At 58.8% G+C, this 19721-nt stretch carries 15 protein-coding genes; 12 read left to right on the top strand and 3 right to left on the bottom strand.

Going from position 1 to position 19721, the window contains the following annotated elements; translation table 11 throughout:
- Positions 1–52: 52 nt before the first annotated feature.
- Together HKX44_RS16420 and dnaE are read right to left on the bottom strand one after the other, a co-directional pair.
- Complete coding sequence (locus tag HKX44_RS16420; protein ID WP_276152449.1) at positions 53–1054, bottom strand: hypothetical protein; 1002 nt, start codon at positions 1052–1054, stop codon at positions 53–55.
- A gap of 99 nt (positions 1055–1153) precedes the next feature.
- Entirely contained in the window at positions 1154–4690 is a 3537-nt protein-coding gene (gene dnaE, locus HKX44_RS16415; RefSeq protein WP_276152448.1) for a DNA polymerase III subunit alpha, read from the bottom strand.
- A 184-nt stretch (positions 4691–4874) separates the two neighbouring features.
- Here dnaE and xdhA point away from each other — a divergent pair, with 184 nt between their 5' ends.
- Genes xdhA through HKX44_RS16380 form a run of 7 tightly spaced genes read left to right on the top strand, consistent with a single transcriptional unit; the run spans position 4875 to position 14104 of the window.
- Entirely contained in the window at positions 4875–6266 is a 1392-nt protein-coding gene (xdhA, locus tag HKX44_RS16410) for a xanthine dehydrogenase small subunit (protein WP_276152447.1), read from the top strand.
- A complete protein-coding gene (gene xdhB / locus HKX44_RS16405; RefSeq protein ID WP_276152446.1) occupies positions 6263–8653 on the top strand; it encodes a xanthine dehydrogenase molybdopterin binding subunit in 2391 nt (796 codons plus the stop codon). Before xdhA ends, xdhB begins: the two co-directional genes overlap by 4 nt.
- Entirely contained in the window at positions 8650–9414 is a 765-nt protein-coding gene (gene xdhC / locus HKX44_RS16400; RefSeq protein ID WP_276152445.1) for a xanthine dehydrogenase accessory protein XdhC, read from the top strand. Before xdhB ends, xdhC begins: the two co-directional genes overlap by 4 nt.
- Positions 9411–10931 (top strand): ABC transporter ATP-binding protein, encoded by a 1521-nt coding sequence (locus tag HKX44_RS16395; RefSeq protein WP_276152444.1) that lies wholly within the window; start codon positions 9411–9413, stop codon positions 10929–10931. Before xdhC ends, HKX44_RS16395 begins: the two co-directional genes overlap by 4 nt.
- A gap of 48 nt (positions 10932–10979) precedes the next feature.
- A complete protein-coding gene (locus HKX44_RS16390; RefSeq protein WP_276152443.1) occupies positions 10980–12062 on the top strand; it encodes an ABC transporter permease in 1083 nt (360 codons plus the stop codon).
- Positions 12062–12982, top strand: a complete 921-nt coding sequence (locus HKX44_RS16385; RefSeq protein WP_276152442.1) for an ABC transporter permease — start codon at positions 12062–12064, stop codon at positions 12980–12982. Before HKX44_RS16390 ends, HKX44_RS16385 begins: the two co-directional genes overlap by 1 nt.
- 48 nt (positions 12983–13030) lie before the next feature.
- A complete protein-coding gene (locus HKX44_RS16380; protein ID WP_276152441.1) occupies positions 13031–14104 on the top strand; it encodes a BMP family ABC transporter substrate-binding protein in 1074 nt (357 codons plus the stop codon).
- A gap of 78 nt (positions 14105–14182) precedes the next feature.
- Here the strand turns inward: HKX44_RS16380 and HKX44_RS16375 are convergent, their stop codons facing one another.
- Entirely contained in the window at positions 14183–15268 is a 1086-nt protein-coding gene (locus HKX44_RS16375; protein ID WP_276152440.1) for a peptidoglycan-binding domain-containing protein, read from the bottom strand.
- 242 nt (positions 15269–15510) lie between these two features.
- Between HKX44_RS16375 and HKX44_RS16370 the strand changes: the two genes are divergently transcribed.
- The 5 genes from HKX44_RS16370 (at position 15511) to HKX44_RS16350 (ending at position 19715) form a co-directional block, all read left to right on the top strand.
- The gene (locus HKX44_RS16370) at positions 15511–16119 is read left to right on the top strand and encodes a glutathione S-transferase (protein ID WP_276152439.1); all 609 of its coding nucleotides are present in this window, start codon (positions 15511–15513) and stop codon (positions 16117–16119) included.
- 149 nt (positions 16120–16268) lie between these two features.
- Entirely contained in the window at positions 16269–17210 is a 942-nt protein-coding gene (locus HKX44_RS16365) for an aldo/keto reductase (protein ID WP_276152438.1), read from the top strand.
- On the top strand, positions 17207–18286 hold the full coding sequence (locus HKX44_RS16360; RefSeq protein ID WP_276152437.1) for an FAD-binding oxidoreductase: 1080 nt from the start codon (positions 17207–17209) through the stop codon (positions 18284–18286). The genes HKX44_RS16365 and HKX44_RS16360 overlap by 4 nt, the downstream gene beginning before the upstream one ends.
- Positions 18283–18936, top strand: coding sequence for a DUF938 domain-containing protein (locus HKX44_RS16355; RefSeq protein WP_276152436.1), 654 nt, complete (start codon positions 18283–18285; stop codon positions 18934–18936). Before HKX44_RS16360 ends, HKX44_RS16355 begins: the two co-directional genes overlap by 4 nt.
- Positions 18933–19715 (top strand): GH25 family lysozyme, encoded by a 783-nt coding sequence (locus HKX44_RS16350; RefSeq protein ID WP_276152435.1) that lies wholly within the window; start codon positions 18933–18935, stop codon positions 19713–19715. Before HKX44_RS16355 ends, HKX44_RS16350 begins: the two co-directional genes overlap by 4 nt.
- The last annotated feature ends 6 nt before the right edge of the window (positions 19716–19721 follow it).

Raw genomic sequence — 19721 nt, 5'->3', positions numbered from 1 at the left:
GTGGTTTCTTTAAAAGAAACCAGCCGGAATTTTCAAAAAATTCCGCCCCCTCTCAGCCGTTGGATTTCATCTCGCTGGCGACCACTTCACCATCGTGGATCAACTGCTCTGACCAGCGGGTATTGTCGTTAAGCCGCTCATAAGCGTTCACAAATACCGTTGCGCGCTCAAGTTTTTTCATCTTGGCACCACATGGCTTTCCCTTGCGCACGCCACAGACGCTTCCCTTAACCTTTTCATAAGCCTTGTCTGTCTCGCCGAAGGCCAGATGCTGGCCCGCCGGGCCATAGTGCAGCTGTTCGTAAAGTGACGGCGCACCAAGCAAAACCTGCGCGGCGGTCACCTGACGGGGACAGCCATCGTCAAAACCGGTAATGTAAAACGTGCGTTTGCCCGCCGTCCCGGGTTTGGAATCAAACAGTGTGTACCCGCTATCACTATTGCTATCCACCTTGCGCCCCAGAGGCTGGCGTTTCGCGGCACAGTTGCGCGCAATCACGCCGTAGGGCAACACCGTGCCATAATCCACTTCCGGCAGGTTACTTTTGGCGGTCTCAGTGGGCGCAACTGGGATCAGCCGGGAAAAGAAACCACCTGTCTTTGGCGCAGCAGGGGCAACCTCGGGCTTGGGCGCAATTGCGGCAAGTGCCACACCCTCGCCTGCGGGGGATTGGACTTCGGCGGTCTTGGCGGTCTCAAATGCTTCTGCCGAAAGGGTTCGCTTCGCCCCACCGGTCGCCGGTTTGTTTCGCGGGATGGCGCGCCGCAAAAGGCCGAACACCCCGCCTTGCGCCACCGGTTCGCTCGCCTTGGGCTGCGCCGGTGTATCGCTGCCTGCGTACGTGGGATCAGGGGGCACCGCACTGTTGACCGGTGCCACAGCCGCAGTGCCAAAGAACCCTTCGCGGGCAATTTCTGCATCACTCGGAAGGGCCTGAGCGGTTGGGTCACTTTCGACAAGGTCCACATCTGAAATGCGCATGACGCCATTCAAAGGATCGCCACAGGCTGACAAGACCAACAAAACGCCAAGTGATACACCAATTTTACGCACGATTACCCCGCAACTTGAACAGCCCACACTGTTGACGGATTGTTTACATTATCCATCCATGGCCGTCCACTTGTGATCAAAAATCGGCGTGTTTCCGGTCTAGATTTCCTCGACCTCCTGCACCCCGCCTAAAGAGCGGATCGCGCTTTTGACTTTGGGCGTCACGGGGAATTCCAACCCCAGATCAACCTCGACTTCCCCGGGCAAGGCCGGATCCCGCAGGCACAGTTGCACCGGCCCGCGCCCGGCTGAACGTGCCGCCTTACGTGCCCCCTCAAGCACATCAGCAACAGCAGAAATCGCCTCCGGTCCGTCGATAAACACCCGCAATCCCATGCTGCCCGCATCCTCGACCGCCAGTTCGACTGACGAAACCGAACGGCCCAACAGCTTAAGCTGGTCACTCTCCATCGTTGCCTCAACGGTGACCACCACCTTTGATCCGGTTTCCAGATGGTCACGCGCGGCCTCAAGCGTGTCAGAAAACAAGGTGACCTCATACCCGCCGGTAGGATCGGACAATTGCGCAAAGGCAAAACGGTTGCCGCGCGCGGATTTGCGTTCCTGACGCCCTGCCACGATCCCGGCCAACCGCGCGTTCATCGCACCACGATCGGCAACCTTCTCCGTCAACTCGTCCAGCGTCAGGAACGGCACCCCGGCATCCCGCCCCCATTTGCGCTTGAGCGGTGTCATGTAATCGTCCAGTGGATGGCCAGACAGGTAAAACCCGACAGCTTTGAATTCCTCGGTCAGCCGCTCTGCGGCCTCCCAGTCATCACAAGGCAACATGCGCGGTTCCGGCAAATCATCCCCAGCCTCCCCAAACAGGGAGACTTGATTGGATGCTTTCTGTTCGTGAATTGCCGCTGAATAACTAACCAATGGATCAAGCGAACGAAAGACGCGGGCACGGTTGTTGTCCAGCTGGTCAAACGCCCCTGAACGGGCCAACATCTCCAAGGGGCGTTTGCCAACCCGTTTCAGGTCAACCCGCCGCGCCAGATCGAACAGCGTAGCAAAAGGCTTTTCCACACCCTCAACTTTGCGCCCCTCGGTGATCAATTTCATCGCCTCGACGCCGACGTTTTTCAGCGCGCCCAGCGCATAGACCAACGCCCCATCCACCACCTTGAATGTCGCATCCGACCGGTTCACACAAGGCGGCACCCATGGCAGTTCCAGCCGCTTGCGCACCTCTTCGAAATACACCGAAAGCTTGTCCGTCAGATGAATATCGCAGTTCATCACACCGGCCATAAACTCAACCGGATGGTTCGCCTTCAGCCAAGCGGTTTGATAAGATACAACAGCATATGCCGCCGCGTGGGATTTGTTGAAACCGTAGTTGGCGAATTTTTCCAGAAGGTCGAAAACCTCCGCGGCCTTTTTCTTATCGACACCATTGGCCATCGCGCCTTTTTCGAATTTCGGACGCTCCTTGGCCATTTCCTCGGCGATCTTTTTACCCATCGCACGGCGTAACAGATCAGCCCCGCCAAGGCTGTAGCCCGCCATGACCTGCGCGATCTGCATCACCTGTTCCTGATAAACGATGATGCCTTGGGTTTCTGCCAGAAGATAATCAATCGACTCATGCACCGATTCAATCTCGCGCTGGCCGTTCTTGACCTCGCAATAGGTCGGAATATTCTCCATCGGCCCGGGACGATAGAGCGCCACAAGGGCCACGATATCTTCGATACAGGTCGGCTTCATCCGCTTCAGCGCGTCCATCATGCCGCTGGATTCAACCTGAAACACGGCCACCGTCTTGGCACTGGCATAAAGTTTGTACGACGCTTCGTCATCCAGCGGGATTGTCGCAATGTCGTCCATCAAGCCTTCGGGCGGTGTGAACAACTCCGTGCCATCCGCCGCGATGTGTAGGTGACGGCCAGAGGCCTTGATCTGGTCAACCGCATTCTGGATCACGGTCAAGGTCTTGAGGCCCAAAAAGTCGAATTTCACCAAGCCAGCCTGCTCGACCCACTTCATATTGAACTGGGTGGCGGGCATGTCCGAACGCGGATCCTGATAGAGCGGCACCAGCGCGTCCAATGGCCGGTCACCGATCACCACCCCCGCCGCGTGGGTCGAGGCGTTGCGCAACAATCCCTCAACCTGCTGACCATAATTCAACAGCCGCGCGACAACTTCTTCGTTCTTGGCCTCTTCGCGCAAACGCGGTTCATCCGCCAGTGCCTTTTCGATGCTGACGGGTTTTACCCCCTCAACAGGAATCATCTTGGACAGGCGATCCACCTGCCCATAGGGCATCTGCAAAACCCGTCCGATGTCGCGCACCGCCGCTTTCGACAAGAGCGCACCAAAGGTGATGATCTGCCCAACACGGTCACGCCCGTATTTCTGCTGAACGTACTGGATGACCTCCTCGCGCCGATCCATGCAAAAGTCGATATCGAAGTCCGGCATCGACACACGTTCCGGATTAAGGAAACGTTCAAACAGCAAGGAATAGCGCAGCGGATCAAGGTCGGTGATCAACAGCGCATAGGCCACAAGCGATCCCGCACCCGACCCCCGCCCCGGCCCGACCGGTATGTTCTGATCCTTCGACCATTTGATAAAATCCGCAACGATCAGAAAATAGCCGGGAAACCCCATGCCTTCGATGATGCCCAGCTCGAATTCCAACCGCGCCTCATATTCTTCCACACTTGCCGCATGTGGAATAATGGCCAGCCGGCCCTTCAGCCCCTCTTGGGCCTGCCGGCGCAATTCGGCAATCTCATCATCGGCGAACTTTGGCAGGATCGGATCACGACGATAGGTCATAAACGCACAGCGTCGCGCGATTTCTACCGTGTTCTCAAGAGCTTCTGGCAGGTCCGCAAATAGGGTGACCATTTCAGCTTCGGATTTGAAATAGTGCTGCGCCGTCAACCTGCGCCGGTCTGCCTGTTGATCCACATAGGCCCCTTCCGCGATGCAGATCAACGCGTCATGGGCCTCGTACATATCCGGTTTGGGGAAATAAACATCATTGGTGGCAACCAACGGGATGTTCATGGCATAGGCCATTTCCACCAGTCCCCGTTCGGTCAGGCGCTCGGCTTCGGGTTGACCGTTTTCGCCGGGGTGACGCTGCAACTCGATATACAGACGATCGCCGAATGCACCATGTAACCGTGCCATCAGGGCCTCTGCCGCGGGGCGCTGCGCGTTTTGCAACAACCGCCCCACCGGCCCGTCTGGCCCGCCCGTCAGGCAAATCAGATCCCCCGACAGCGCCTCCAGCTCCTCCAGCGTCACAGCCGGCAAAGCCCCCCCCTTGTCCACATAGAGACAGGAGTTCAGTTTCATCAGGTTTTCGTAGCCGGCTTCGGTTTGCGCCAGCAAAACCACCGGCGCGGGGGCTTTCTCCCGCTCGCCAGGTTGCGCCGTGACATAAGCCAGATCTACCTGACAGCCCATAATCGGCTGTACCCCCGCGCCGGCCATCGCCACGGAAAACTCCAATGCGGCAAACATATTGTTGGTGTCGGTCAAAGCCAGCGCCGGCATGCCCGCCGCACGGCACATATCCGGCAGCTTTTTCAGCCGCATCGCCCCTTCCAGCAAAGAGTATTCCGAATGGGTGCGCAGGTGAATGAATCGGGGGGACTGTGTCATGCCCAAAGACTAAGGGACGCGCCCCCCCTCTGCCAGTACCTGCGCCACCTGCCGCATCATTTTTCTTGCAACAGACCACCCGCCCCGCTTAGCTTACCTAAACAACGCCTGCGCACCCCGCGTTCTACGCCGCATCGAACGTCGCGCATCTTTTGGGCCAATTGTACCGCGGCAGGTTGATCCCATGGACATCACGTTTTCGCTGAACGGAAACCCCGTGTCTCTCACTGACGTATCCCCGACAATAACCCTGCTGGACTGGCTGCGCGAAGAACGCCACCTGACCGGCACCAAGGAAGGCTGCAACGAAGGGGATTGCGGAGCATGTACGGTGATGATCAGTGATGCGGATGGATCGCGGGCGCTCAACGGCTGTATATTGTTCCTGCCACAGGTGAATGGCAAACATGTCACCACCGTGGAAGGGCTGGCCGCGCCCGATGGTGCCCTGCACCCGGCCCAAACCGCCATGATCGACCATCACGGCAGCCAATGTGGCTTTTGCACCCCGGGCTTTGTGGTCTCCATGGCGACGGCCCACCTGAACGGGTCTGCCGATCACGATACCCAACTGGCCGGAAACCTTTGCCGCTGCACCGGCTATGCCCCGATCATCCGCGCTGCAGAGGCGATCACAGATCAACCTGTCCCCGATCACCTCCTCTTTTTGGCTTCAAATACTGAAGCACCACAGCCCGCCCAAACACTCCCTCTCGACAGTACGCTGGTCCAACCCCGCTCGGCTGACGCCCTCGCCACATGGTACGCCGCCAACCCTGACGCGACCCTGATTGCCGGGGCCACCGATGTCGGACTTTGGGTGACCAAACAGTTCCGTGATCTGGGTAAGGTGGCCTTCCTCAATCAATGTAGCGACCTGCGCGGGATCACAGAAACCGATCACGAAATCCGCATCGGGGCCATGACCACGTTGAGCGACCTTGAAACAGCCATCGCACCGCACCACCCCAGCTTTGCCGCGATGATCCGCCGCTATGCCTCTGTGCAAGTGCGCAATGCGGCAACCATCGGCGGCAATATCGCCAACGGTTCACCAATAGGCGACGGGCCGCCCGCGCTGATTGCGCTTGGGGCCACCCTTCACCTACGCCAAGGCGACAGGCGCCGCGCCCTCGTGATTGAGGATTACTTCATCGACTACGGCAAACAAGACCGCAGCCCCGGTGAATTTGTCGAGGCCATCACCCTCCCGAAACAGCCCGACACGCTGCGCTGTTACAAACTGTCAAAACGCTTTGATCAGGATATCTCTGCCGTCTGTGCCTGCCTGTCGATCACCCGCGACGGCGACACCATTGCCGCTGCGCGCCTTGCCTATGGCGGCATGGCCGGTATCCCAAAACGCGCCAGCACAGCCGAGGCGGCTCTGATCGGCAAAGCGTTTACCGAAGCAACCATACGCGAAAGTATGGGCGCGATGGTGCAGGACTTCCAACCGCTTTCGGACATGCGCGCCTCTGCCGGTTATCGCCTGCAAACTGCGCAGAACATGTTGCTGCGCTACCTGCACGACGCGCAGGGTACCGCCACAAACGTGCTGGAGGTTGCGCCATGAGCATTGCCAAACCCCTGCCGCATGACGCCGCGCGCCTGCATGTCACCGGCACGGCCCGCTACACCGATGATATCCCGACACCAACGGGGACGCTGCACCTTGCCTTTGGCACCAGCACACATGCCGCCGGCACGATCACAGCGCTGAACCTTGATCCGGTCAGAAACGCGCCCGGTGTGATTGACGTCCTTACCGACACCGACCTGCCGCATGATTGCGATGTCTCGCCTTCAAATCACGACGAGCCCCTGTTGGCCAAGACATCGGTCCACCATGTGGGCCAGCCCGTTTTCCTTGTCATCGCAACCTCGCATCTTGCGGCGCGACGGGCCGCGAACTTGGCTGAAGTTAACATCACCGAGGCCAGACCGATCCTGACCATCGAAGATGCGCTTGCTGCCAATTCGAGGTTCGAGGATGGCCCGCGCATCTATCAAAAAGGGGATACTGAAACCGCACTCTCTGCTGCGACGCATAGGCTGAGTGGCCGGATCGCCATGGGCGGGCAGGAGCATTTTTACCTTGAGGGGCAAGCCGCCCTTGTTCTGCCGCTGGAAGGCGGCGACATGCTGGTGCATTCATCTACTCAACACCCGACCGAAATCCAACACAAGGTCGCCCATGCCATTGGCAAGCCGATGCACGCTGTTCGGGTGGAAACCCGCCGCATGGGCGGCGGTTTCGGCGGCAAGGAAAGTCAGGGCAACGCGCTAGCTGTTGCCTGCGCTGTGGCCGCAGCACGCACCCAACGTCCCTGCAAAATGCGCTATGACCGCGATGACGACATGATCATCACCGGCAAACGACATGACTTCCGCATCGACTATACCGTGGGCTTTGACCCCGACGGGCGCATCACGGCGCTGGACCTGACCCATTACACCCGCTGCGGCTGGGCGCAGGATCTTTCGCTGCCGGTTGCCGACCGCGCCATGCTGCACGCAGACAATGCCTATCATTTGACCGACATCCGCATCACCTCGCACCGGCTGAAAACCAACATGCAATCCGCCACCGCCTTTCGTGGGTTCGGCGGGCCGCAGGGTGTGGTGGGAATTGAGAAGATCATGGATCATGTCGCGCAGCATCTGTCGCTTGATCCGCTGAGCGTGCGCCGCAGGAACTACTACGCTGATCTGATCGCGGATGTCGAAACACCTGCCACGGCCCCTGTCGCCCCCCCCTCGAACACCGATGCCGACAATGCGTCCCGCGGCGCAGACAAACCGCACCCGATGGCCCTGCCCTCAGCCCCCGACGGCCTACAAACCACCCCCTATAACCAGCCCGTTACCGATTGCATCATCAACGCCCTGACCGACCAACTTGCGACCGGTTGCGATTATGAGGGGCGCCGCCGGTCCATCGCGGCATGGAACGCGGAAAACCCGATCCTGAAACGCGGCATTGCCCTGACACCGGTGAAATTCGGTATTTCCTTCACCCTTACCCACCTGAACCAAGCCGGTGCTTTGGTACATGTCTATCAGGACGGTTCGATCCACCTGAACCACGGCGGCACTGAAATGGGCCAGGGGTTGTTCCAGAAAATTGCCCAGGTTGCGGCCAGCCGTTTCGGTGTGCCGGTTGACGCCATCAAGATCACTGCCACGGATACCGCAAAAGTGCCCAATACTTCGGCCACAGCCGCCTCGTCTGGCACGGATCTGAACGGCATGGCAGTGCAAAACGCCTGCGATGAAATCCGCGCACGGATAGAGGCCCACCTTGGCGAAAAATTCAAAACCAAAGACATTACCTTTGTCGATGGCATGGTAAAGGTTGGCGCAGAAACACTGACCTTTGCCCAAGCTGCCGCCTCGGCCTATGAAAACCGCATCTCCCTGTCGGCCACCGGGTTCTACAAGACCCCGGATATCCAATGGGACCGCATCGCGGGAAAGGGGCGACCGTTTTTCTATTTTGCTTATGGTGCAGCCTGCACCGAAGTTGTCATCGACACGCTGACCGGTGAAAACCGCATTCTGCGCACTGACATCCTGCACGACGCCGGCGCATCCCTGAACCCCGCGCTTGATATCGGCCAGATTGAAGGCGGCTATGTTCAGGGTGCGGGATGGCTAACCACCGAGGAACTGGTCTGGGACGATCTGGGCCAGTTGAAAACACATGCTCCTTCAACCTACAAAATTCCCGCCTGTTCGGACCGGCCCGATATCTTTAACGTCGCACTTTGGGACAAACCAAACCCGGCGCAAACGATTTATCGGTCCAAAGCCGTGGGCGAACCGCCGTTCATGCTGGGCATCGCCGCTTTCATGGCGCTTGCGGATGCCGTCTCGGCCTGTGGCAGCACCTATGGTGACTTGCAAGCGCCCGCCACAGCCGAAGAAGTGCTGGCCGCAATTGGGCGCGCCCGCGCATGACGGCGCTTTGGGTTGAAATCACCGAAACACGCGGTTCTGTCCCGCGTGATCCGGGCACCGCAATGCAGGTGACAGCGCAGGGCATTGCCGGCACCATCGGGGGCGGCACGCTGGAGTATCAGGCCATCGCAACCGCCCGGAAGATGCTGGGGAACGGACAGACGCGGCACAGTGAAACCCTGCCGTTGGGCCCCAATCTTGGCCAATGCTGTGGCGGGGTTGTGACCCTGCAATACACGGATGAACCACGCCAAACTGACGAAATGTCGGCGGTTGACTGGCCACTGGCTGGCCTGCCAACGGTGCCACAAAAACTTTGGCTTTGGGGGGCTGGCCATGTGGGACGCGCCGTGGTGCGCGCCGCCCCGCCACAGGCCTTTGACATCCAATGGATCGACAGCGCGACAGACCGCTTTCCCACGCAGGTTCCGAAACATGTCAGCGCACTGCCCACAGCGGATATGCCGCGCCTTGCCCCCCACGCCCCGCAAGACGCGCATCACCTGATATTCACCTATGCGCATGACATCGACCTTGCGCTTTGCGCAGCCCTGCTCAGACGGGGCGCAGCCAGCATCGGGCTGATCGGTTCGGCAACAAAATGGGCCCGTTTTCGCAAGCGACTGGCCGCAACAGGGCTTGACCCTGCGCCCATCACCTGCCCCATTGGCGACAAACGCCTTGGCAAATCACCCGACCAGATTGCAAAAGGGGTTGTTGCCGACCTGCTCGCTTTGCCCCAACCCGAGGCCCACTTATGACCGACACGCCGCTTCTTGACCTTTCGGGGCTGACCAAAGCCTATCCCGGCGTGATCGCCAATGACGATGTGTCGTTGAGCATCGCACCCGGCGAGGTCCATGCCCTGCTTGGGGAGAACGGGGCCGGCAAATCAACATTGGTCAAAATGATTTACGGACTGGTGAAACCCGACGCGGGCACGATGCATATGTTCGGCGCGCCTTTCACCCCTTCCGAACCGCGTGCGGCGCGTGCTTCTGGAGTCGGGATGGTGTTTCAGCATTTCTCCTTGTTCGACGCGCTGAGCGTGGCCGAGAACATCGCATTGGGCATGGAAGACGCCCCCAAGATGGGTGCCCTCAGCCAGCAAATTCGCGACGTCTCCGATACCTACGGCCTGCCGCTGGCCCCTGATCGTGTGGTCGGCGACCTCTCCGCGGGGGAACGCCAGCGCGTTGAAATTATTCGCTGTTTGCTGCAACAACCCAAGCTGTTGATCATGGATGAACCGACATCCGTACTGACCCCACAAGAGGTTGAAATCCTGTTTAAGACCCTGCGCAAGCTGAGCGCCGAGGGCACCGCGATCCTCTATATCTCACACAAGCTTGAGGAGATCCGCGCACTCTGTGACAGCGCGACCATTCTGCGGCTTGGCAAGGTTGTAGGCCATTGCACACCAGCCGAAACATCAGCCCGAGACATGGCAGAGATGATGGTTGGCAAGCTGTTGCAGACACCAACCCGGGCCGGAAAATCCCCCGGCGAGGTGGTGCTGGAACTGGCAAACCTGTCCGTAAGTTCTCCCAATGCCTTTGGTATGCCGCTGCGCGGCATTTCTGTCGAAGTCCGGCGTGGCGAAGTTCTGGGCATCGGCGGGGTTGCGGGCAATGGGCAGGACGAATTGCTTGCTGCGCTGTCGGGAGAAATGCTCAGCACCCCCGGCATGATCCGCTTCGAGGGTCAGAATATCGGCCTGTTGGGGCCAACTCCGCGCCGTGCCATGGGCATCCTGAGCGCCCCCGAGGAACGGCTGGGTCATGCTGCCGCCCCGGATATGTCGCTGACCGAGAACGCGATGCTGACCGCCGCCGCCCGCGAAGGGCTGGAAAGCGGCGGCATCCTGAATTGGGGCAAGGCGCGTGGCTTTGCCGAAAAGATCATCGAAACCTTTGATGTCCGCACCCCCGGCCCGTCAAATGCGGCGCGCTCGCTTTCAGGCGGAAATTTGCAGAAATTCGTGATTGGCCGTGAGGTTTTACAGCGGCCTGACCTCTTGGTCGTGAACCAGCCGACATGGGGTGTTGATGCCTCGGCGGCGGCGTCAATCCGTCAGTCATTGCTGGATCTGGCGCAGAACGGCACCGCCTTGGTGGTGATCTCGCAGGACCTTGATGAGTTGATGGAGATTTCAGACCGTTTTGCCGCCCTGAACGAAGGCCGCTTGTCAGAGCCGCGTCCCGCACAGGGGCTGACCGTGGAAGAGATCGGATTGATGATGGGGGGCGCACATGGGATGGAGGTTGCGCATGTGTGATCTGGAACGCCGTGAGTTTAAGGGCAAGATGAAGATGGGAGACAGCACTTGATACGCTTGGAAAAGCGCCCGCAGCCGAGCCGTGCATTTTCGCTGGCAACGCCGGTGTTGGCGGTTATTGCGACGATGTTTTTTGGCGGGCTGTTGTTTATGGCTCTGGGCAAAGAACCGCTATTGGCGATCAAGACGATTTTCTGGGAACCGTTGTTTGGCGAGTTTTCGTTTTTCTATCGCCCGCAGCTGATGATCAAAGGCGCACCTTTGGTGTTGATTGCCATCGGGCTTTCGCTGGGGTTCAAGGCCGGCATCTGGAATATCGGGGCGGAAGGCCAATACATCATGGGTGCCCTGTTTGGCGCAGGCGTTGGGCTGGCGTTTTATCCGGCCGAGGGCCACTATATCTTTCCGCTGATGGTGCTTGCCGGCGCGTTTGGCGGATGGGTCTGGGCGATGATCCCGGCCCTGCTGAAAGTGAAGTTCGGCACCAATGAAATTCTGGTGTCGCTGATGCTGGTTTATGTAGCAGAGCAGTTTCTGGCATCTATGTCTTTGGGGTTATTGAAAAACCCTGAAGGCTTCGGTTTTCCGGGGTCACGCAACCTGCAACAATATGAAAGCGCGTTTAACGCTGACCTGATCGAAGGCTCCGGTATGCATTGGGGTGTGGTTGCCGCGATGATTGCAGTGATCTTCGCCTATGTTCTACTCAGCAAGCACCGGCTGGGTTTTGCCATTCGGGTAACCGGAGAGGCCCCGCGTGCCGCCAAATTCTCGGGCGTGAATCCAACGCGGCTGGTGTTGTTCTGTCTGGGGACATCAGGGCTGTTGGCCGGTCTGGCAGGGATGTTCGAAGTCTCCGGCCCTGCCGGTCAGGTCACGATTGATTTCAATGTAGGCTACGGGTTCACCGCCATCATCGTTGCCTTTCTGGGCCGCTTGCATCCCATTGGCATTTTGCTGGCAGGCCTCTTGATGGCGCTGACCTATATCGGTGGTGACATCGCGCAAAGCCAGCTGGGCCTGCCCGCTGCCGCCATTCAGGTGTTTCAGGGGATGCTTTTGTTTTTCCTTCTGGCACTGGATATGTTCACAAATTACCGGCTGCGCTTTGGCCGGACAGAGGTGGCGTAATGGATCTTTCCGCAATCAATCCTGTCCTCTTTGTTGCAGGCTTTCTTGTGGCGGCGACGCCCCTGATCTTTGCCGCCATCGGCGAACTGGTGGTCGAAAAATCCGGCACCCTGAACCTTGGCGTTGAGGGAATGATGATCACCGGTGCGATCTGTGGTTTTGCCACCGCCGTGGAAACCGGGTCGCCCATCTTGGGCTTTGCTGCGGCAGCTTTAGGGGGTGCGCTGCTCAGCCTGTTATTTGCCTTTCTCACCCAGATCACACTGGCCAATCAGGTGGCTTCGGGCCTTGCCCTGACGCTGTTTGGTCTGGGGCTGTCGGCACTCTTGGGACAGTCCTATGTCGGTATCAAACCGCCGCGCCTGAATGACATCAACTTTGGCCCGCTGGCGGATATTCCTGTGATCGGGCCGATCCTGCTTACCCATGATATCATCCTTTACCTTGGCATCGCCTTGGTGGCGGCAACCTGGGCGGTGCTGAAATTCACCCGCGCGGGGCTGATCCTGCGGGCGGTGGGCGAAAGCCATGATGCAGCCCATGCGCTTGGCTATAAGGTCGTGCGCATCCGCACGCTGGCGATTATGTTCGGCGGGGCCTGCGCCGGGATCGGCGGGGCCTACATCAGCTTGATCCGCGTGCCGCAATGGACCGAGGGGATGACTGCCGGGGTTGGCTGGATCGCCCTTGCGCTGGTGGTATTCGCCAGCTGGAAGCCGTGGCGGCTGCTACTGGGTGCCTATCTTTTTGGCGGCATCACCCAATTGCAGCTGAATCTTCAGGGCGCAGGCGTTGCCATTCCGGTAGAGTATCTGGCAATGTCGCCCTATCTGATCACGATCATCGTTCTGGTGATCCTGTCACGCGACAAGTCGGCCGCACCGGCCTGTCTTGGCCGCACTTTCCATGCCTCTTCCTAGAGGCCAATCTGCAAACACCCGCCAAGGGTGAAACAACTGGGGAACACTATGACACTCACCAAACTCCTGACCGGAGCCGCCATGGCACTGGGTCTGGCCACCACAGCGATGGCCGAAGATAAAACCAAAGTCGGCTTTGTATATGTCGGTCCGATCGGCGATGGCGGCTGGACCCATGAACACGACAAAGGACGGTTGGCCGTCGAAGCAGAGTTCGGTGACAAGGTTGAAACCGTTTACGTGGAATCCGTGGCGGAAGGCCCCGATTCAGAGCGCGTGATGACGCAGATGGCGCTGGACGGTGCCGATCTGATCTTCACCACCTCTTTCGGGTACATGGACCCGACCATCAACGTCGCCAAAAAGTTTCCGAACGTAAAATTCGAACATGCAACCGGCTATAAGCAGGCCGAAAACGTCGCGACATATTCTGCGCGTTTCTATGAAGGTCGCGCCATTCAGGGCCACATCGCGGGCTCCATGACGGAATCCAACATCATCGGCTATATCGGATCCTATCCGATTCCCGAGGTGATCCGTGGCATCAACTCGGCGTTCATCCACGCCCGCAAGGTGAACCCGGACGTGCAGTTCAAGATCGTCTGGGCCTACACATGGTTTGATCCGGCCAAAGAAGCGGACGCAGCCAAGGTTCTGATCGAACAGGGCGCGGATGTGGTTTTGCAGCACACCGATTCCACCGCACCACAGGCCGCAGCACAGGAAGCCGGCAACGTGATCACCTTTGGTCAAGCATCTGATATGGCGCAATACGGTCCCAAGCCGCGCGTTTCTTCGATCATTGATGACTGGGCACCCTATTACATCGCCCGCACCAAGGCGGTTATGGATGGCACATGGACAACCGGCAACACGTGGGACGGCATTGGTGCCGGCATGGTTGGCATTGGCGAGATTTCAGATGCGGTGCCCGCCGAAGTCAAAGCTGAAGCGCTGGCGTTGAAAGCGTCACTGGCAGACGGTTCCTATCACGCCTTTACCGGTCCGCTGAACAAGCAGGACGGCACGCCGTTTCTGGCAGAGGGTGACACCGCGGATGACGGCACATTGGCTGGCATGAACTTTTACGTTGAAGGTATCGAAGGCGATATCCCACAGTAAGCCGGCAGACGGTTACAACAAAAAGGGCCAGCGTTTGCTGGCCCTTTTTCGTTCTACACACCACAGGATGGCTGCGATTTATGGAAACTTCTTGCGCACGCTTTCCGGTATCGGCCAGACTAAGCCGGTCTTGTCATCAAAGTGGTGGCACTTAATCCCCTCGGAATTGCCGTCAGTCTCGGCCAGATAGCGCATACACATACCAAGAGCCTTGATGATCTTCTTGTCAGTCGAGGTCGAGATATCAACCGCCTGCCCTGTCATATGTCGCGAGACAGACCCCCACGGGGCCTTATCTTTCATACATTTCACAAAACCGGCCTTGTCCTTGGCCGCATGGAAATCATCCAGTTCCTTCCATAAATCCTGATACCTCGACTGGCGGACAAACCAATAGATGTCACCGTTCTTGCCGTATTTATTCAGATGCTTGGCCCAGCCATTATACATGGCACTGGCCTGTCCTGCTTTGTTGCGCAGGCCCGACACAACCTTGATGGTTGTCCCCTCGTAATGCGATGAAACCTCAGTCAGAATGTCGATGATCTTTTTGTTAACTCCCGAAACCTTACCCTCGACGCGGCCGGGATACAGCGTTTTGCCAGTGTCAATCTTCTTCAGCTCTTTCTTGACGTCGGTCATCACCTCTTTGGTACACATGTCGGAAATCTTGGGCGCAACTTTGCTGGGGGCATCGCCTTTCTTTTCCGCTGAGGCGATGTAGGTGTCGTAAAAACTATCCGCCTTCTTCTCGATGTCGCTCCACAGACTTTCCCACATGGTTGGCGGCACGTTCTGGGCCTTGGCCTGTGCTTCCATCTGCTTTTTTACCGTGGTCTTCATTTTCTGGCGCTGGTCTTCCTTGGCCTTCTCCTCTTTCTTTTCCTCCGCCTTTTTCTCTGATTTCGCTTTGGACACACCGGCATTTAGTTTCTTGATGGTGTTTTTACCCGGATCCACCCGACCATCAGCCCGAAATTTACAGACACTGGTCTGAAATTCACTGATCGCCGCCTCCAGTTTCTTGGTATTGGCCCCGTCTGTCTTGAGTTTTGCAAAACCTACTTCCCCGGCGAACGGGTTCAGAAGCTTCTGTACGATTGCTACATCTGCAGCGTTGTTTTTTCCGCCTTTGCCAACGGAACCACTAAGCTTTTCTGCCATGGCTGAATTCCTTATCAATCAAAATGAATTGTAAACTGGCGTCAAAATACTCGCCTACGTTGGATTTTGGCGGTTTTTGGGGATTCTGGCAAGTCAGGTGATCCCCGCCGCACCGCTCTCACCTGTCCCTGCCCCCTCAAGATGGCCGCCGCAGCGTCACGCCGCCGCCCCCCAATCGTGGCCTTTCCTTTCGCCTTTCCGGCGATAGACTACGGCTGAAATCCCCAAGGAAAGCCCGCATTATGATCCGCCTGCATCACCTGAACCGCTCCCGCTCGCATCGCATATTCTGGTTGCTCGAAGAGATCGGGCAACCCTACGAAATCGTCGCATACGAACGTGACGCCACCACCAATCTGGCCCCGCCAGAACTGCTTGCGGTGCATCCATTGGGCAAATCACCTATGATCGAACTGGATGGCCGTCTGATCACCGAAAGTGGCGCGATTGTTGAGGTTCTTTGCCAGAAATACGCGCCGCATATGATCCCCGAGGCCGGTAGTGACGCCTATTTCAGCCACCTTGAAATGATGCATTTCGCCGAAGGTTCGGCAATGACGCCAATCCTGCTGAACCTCTATGTCGGTCGGCTCGGAGAGGCCGGTGCCCCTTTGCAACCGCGCATCAACGCCGAATTGGAAAACCACTTTAGCTATATGGAAAAGATGCTGCGCCCTTCGGGTCATTTCGTCATGGATGATCTCAGCGCCGCCGACATCATGCTCAGCTTTCCCGCCGAAGTTGCCCTGCGCATGGGGCGCGGCGAAGATTTTCCCGGCCTTGCGAAATTTGTCGAGGCCACGAAAGCCCGCCCCGCCTATGAGCGCGCAATGGCCAAGGGCAACTGCTGAACCAAAGCGGCGCGCAGGCACAGCCGGGCGCGCCGCCCTTTGGGTGCGAAACAGAAGGTTGATGCCTGTGCCGCTCCCCGCACCATGACGGCATAAGGCACCACCAACTGCCGATTGCACCCACGCGCAAGCCGTGCAACCAATTGCCCATGAAACACACGCTCACCTCCCCCGATGGCACCCGCGCCAGTCGCCTTGCCTTTGGCACCATGCAATTTGGCGGGCGCGCTGATGCCGCCCATGCACAAGAGATGTTCGAGGCCTGTTTGCACGCTGGCATTACCCATTTTGACACGGCCCATGTCTATACCGACGGGGCCTCTGAAACCCTGCTGGGCCAGTTCGTTCAGAACCACCGCGACCGGCTGATCATCGCGACCAAGGCGGCCTATGACGTTGCTGCCACCCGCAAGAATATCTTCGCCTCGTCGGAAACCTCGCGCCAGCGGATGCAAATCGACACTTTGGATGTCCTCTATCTGCACCGGTTCGACCCGCACACCGATCTGACGGAAAGTTTTGCCGCCTTTGCCGATCTCAAGGCGCGCGGCCATATCCGCCACATCGGCCTGTCCAATTTCGCCGCATGGCAAGTGGTCAAAGCCGCACAAATCGCTGCCGGTTTCGATCTGGAGGTCGCTGTGATCCAACCGATGTACAGCCTTGTCAAACGTCAGGCCGAAGTCGAAATCCTGCCGATGGCCGACGACCTTGGCATCCTTGCTGCGCCCTACTCACCGCTGGGGGGCGGGTTACTAACGGGGAAATATGCGCAAGGGGGTGCTGCGGGCCGGCTGACCGAAGACGACCGTTATGCCGCGCGCTATGGGCAGGACATGATGCACAGGGCGGCACAGGGCCTGAAGGAAATCGCCGCCGCCCGCGATGTACACCCCGCCACCCTGGCCGTGGCCTGGGCCACCCGCCACCCCACGGGGCCCACCCCAATTATTTCGGCCCGCTCGGCAGCACAATTGCAGCCTTCGCTAGAAGCCTTGACCTATGAAATGCCTGATGATCTTTACAATGAGATTGCCGCGCTTTCGCCAACACCTCCCCCTGCAACCGACCGCTTGGAAGAACAAAAATGAGTGACATTATTATTATCGGCGGTGGTATCGCCGGCCTGTCTGCCGCAGCACGCCTGTCAACAGACGCAAGGGTTACCGTGCTGGAGCAAGAAGCCAGCACGGGCTATCACGCCTCTGGCCGCTCAGCCGCGCTTTATGAAGAAAACTACGGGCTGCCCAGCACGGTTGCGCTGAACACAGCCAGTAAATCATATCATTACGAGGCCAACGGCGGATACCTAAGCCCACGTGGTTTTCTGATTGTCGCACAGGCTGACGAAAAAGAAGCCTATGAAAAAGACATGACGGCCTTGGGGCTGGACGCCATTTCCATTGACCGCGCCTGCGCCTTCCTGCCGATCCTGAACCGTGATCAGGTCGCCTTTGCCGGATACCATGCGGATGCATTGGATATTGATACCGATCGCCTGATGCAGGATTTCATCCGGGTGCTGAAGTCCAACGGCGGACAGGTCGTGGCGAAATCGCCGGCCTCCGCGATCAAACGCACTGCGCAGGGCTGGACCGTAACGGCGGGTGGCACCGATTACACCTGCGCGACATTGGTGAACGCAGCGGGTGCCTGGGCCGATCCTGTGGCCCAAATGGCCGGCATCGCGCCTCTGGGCATCGTTCCGCACCGTCGCTCGATGGCGCGCATCCCGGCCCCGGGCGGACATGACGTGGCCCAATGGCCGATGTTCTTTGGTGTAAACGAAGCGTGGTATGCCAAACCCGATGCCGGCGCTCTGATCGTCTCTCCCGCTGAAGAGGATGCCGTCGAACCGCATGATGCATGGGCGGATGATATGGTGCTGGCTGAAGGCATCGCGCGGTATGAAACCATGATGACAGAACCGGTCACCCGCTTGCTGGCCTCATGGGCGGGACTGCGCAGTTTTGCACCGGACCGCGCCTTGGTATTGGGGCCTGATCCCAGCGACGCCAGCTTTGTCTGGTGCGCCGGTCAGGGCGGTTACGGGTTTCAAACTGCGCCGGCAGCCTCGCAGTTGCTTGCGGATCTGGTGGTGGGGCGCACACCGGAACTGGCCGCGGATCTGGTGGCCCAGCTGACGCCAGATCGGTTACGCTCGTGAGCCGCGCCCTGCCCTCCAGTGCCAGCATCGCCACACCGGCGGAGGGCGCAAAACTGCACGCCCCCTCTGCCGCGCGCAATGCTGCTGCTATCGCGACTTTCCTGCGCGACAATGCAGCATCCGGCGGGCGGGCTCTGGAAATCGCCAGCGGGACCGGCCAGCATGTCATTACCTTTGCCGAAACCCTGCCCGGTTTTGACTGGCAGCCCACCGATATCGCACCCGAGCGGCTGCGCAGTATCGACAGCTATGTTGACAGCAGCGGCCTGCGCAATGTCCGGCCTGCGCAGATACTGAACGCCACCGCCGCCGGGTGGTCTGCGGAGCATGGCGGTCAGGATCTGATAGTGCTTGTTAATCTGTTACACCTGATATCCAAGACTGAAACCCGCGTTCTATTGAACGAAGCAGCGCAGGCCCTGACACCGGAAGGGGCGCTGATGGTCTATGGCCCTTTCACCCGTGACGGCAATCTGATCAGTGCCGCAGATGAACGGTTCGACGCCGAATTACGTGCGGCCGATCCAACAATCGGGTACAAAGATACCAGCGACATGCAAGAGTGGTTGTCACAAGCCGGTCTGACCGCCCTGTCGCAGGAAATGCCCGCCAACAACCTTGGCTTTATCGCCAGAAAGTCCGCATCATGATTGCCCGCATTCTGACCTTTCTAACCGTGCTGGCCCTTGCGGCCTGTGGCGGCAATGCGCCCCCACCCGCCCCGCCGGGCGTCCTGTTCGCGCCGAATTTCCGCGATGCAAAACCTGTCGACTTCGCCAGCCCTGCGCCGGCACGTTTTGCGGTCCATGGCATTGATGCCGCGCGTTTTCAAACCAGCATCGACTGGAACACCGCCCGCGCCAACGGGGTGAATTTCGCCTTTCTGAAAGCGACCGAAGGCGGTGATTTGCTGGATGTGGCGTTCAAGGACCACTGGCGCAGCGCAGGACGGGCCGGCGTGGTGCGTGGTGCGTATCATTTCTATTATTTCTGCACAGCACCCGAGGTACAGGCCCGATGGTTCATTCGCAACGTACCGCGCAGCCGCGGGTCTTTGCCGCCGGTGCTGGACATGGAATGGAACCCGTTTTCACCCACCTGCGCCAAGGTCCGCCCGCCCGCCGCCGAGGTCCAACGCCAGATGCGGGTCTGGTTGCGCATCGTTGAGGCACATTACGGTCAACGCCCAATCATCTATACCACCCCAAAATTTTACAGAGAGAACAACCTGAAAGCCTTTCGCGGGTATGAATACTGGCTGCGCACCACCGCCAAAACCCCGCGCGAGGCCTTTCCCGGTCAGAGCTGGAAGTTCTGGCAGTATAGCGCGACAGGGATCCTTCCCGGCATCAAAGGCGACGTTGATCTGAACGCTTTCTCCGGTGGACGCGAGGCATGGAACGCCTGGCTGGCAAGGCGCGCGCAGTAATGTTGC

It is taken from the genome of Sulfitobacter sp. M05, from assembly GCF_029285175.1.
Taxonomy (GTDB): Bacteria; Pseudomonadota; Alphaproteobacteria; order Rhodobacterales; family Rhodobacteraceae; genus Sulfitobacter.
Note: the sequence above shows the minus strand (reverse complement) of the source record. Positions and strands in the feature narration are given on the sequence as shown.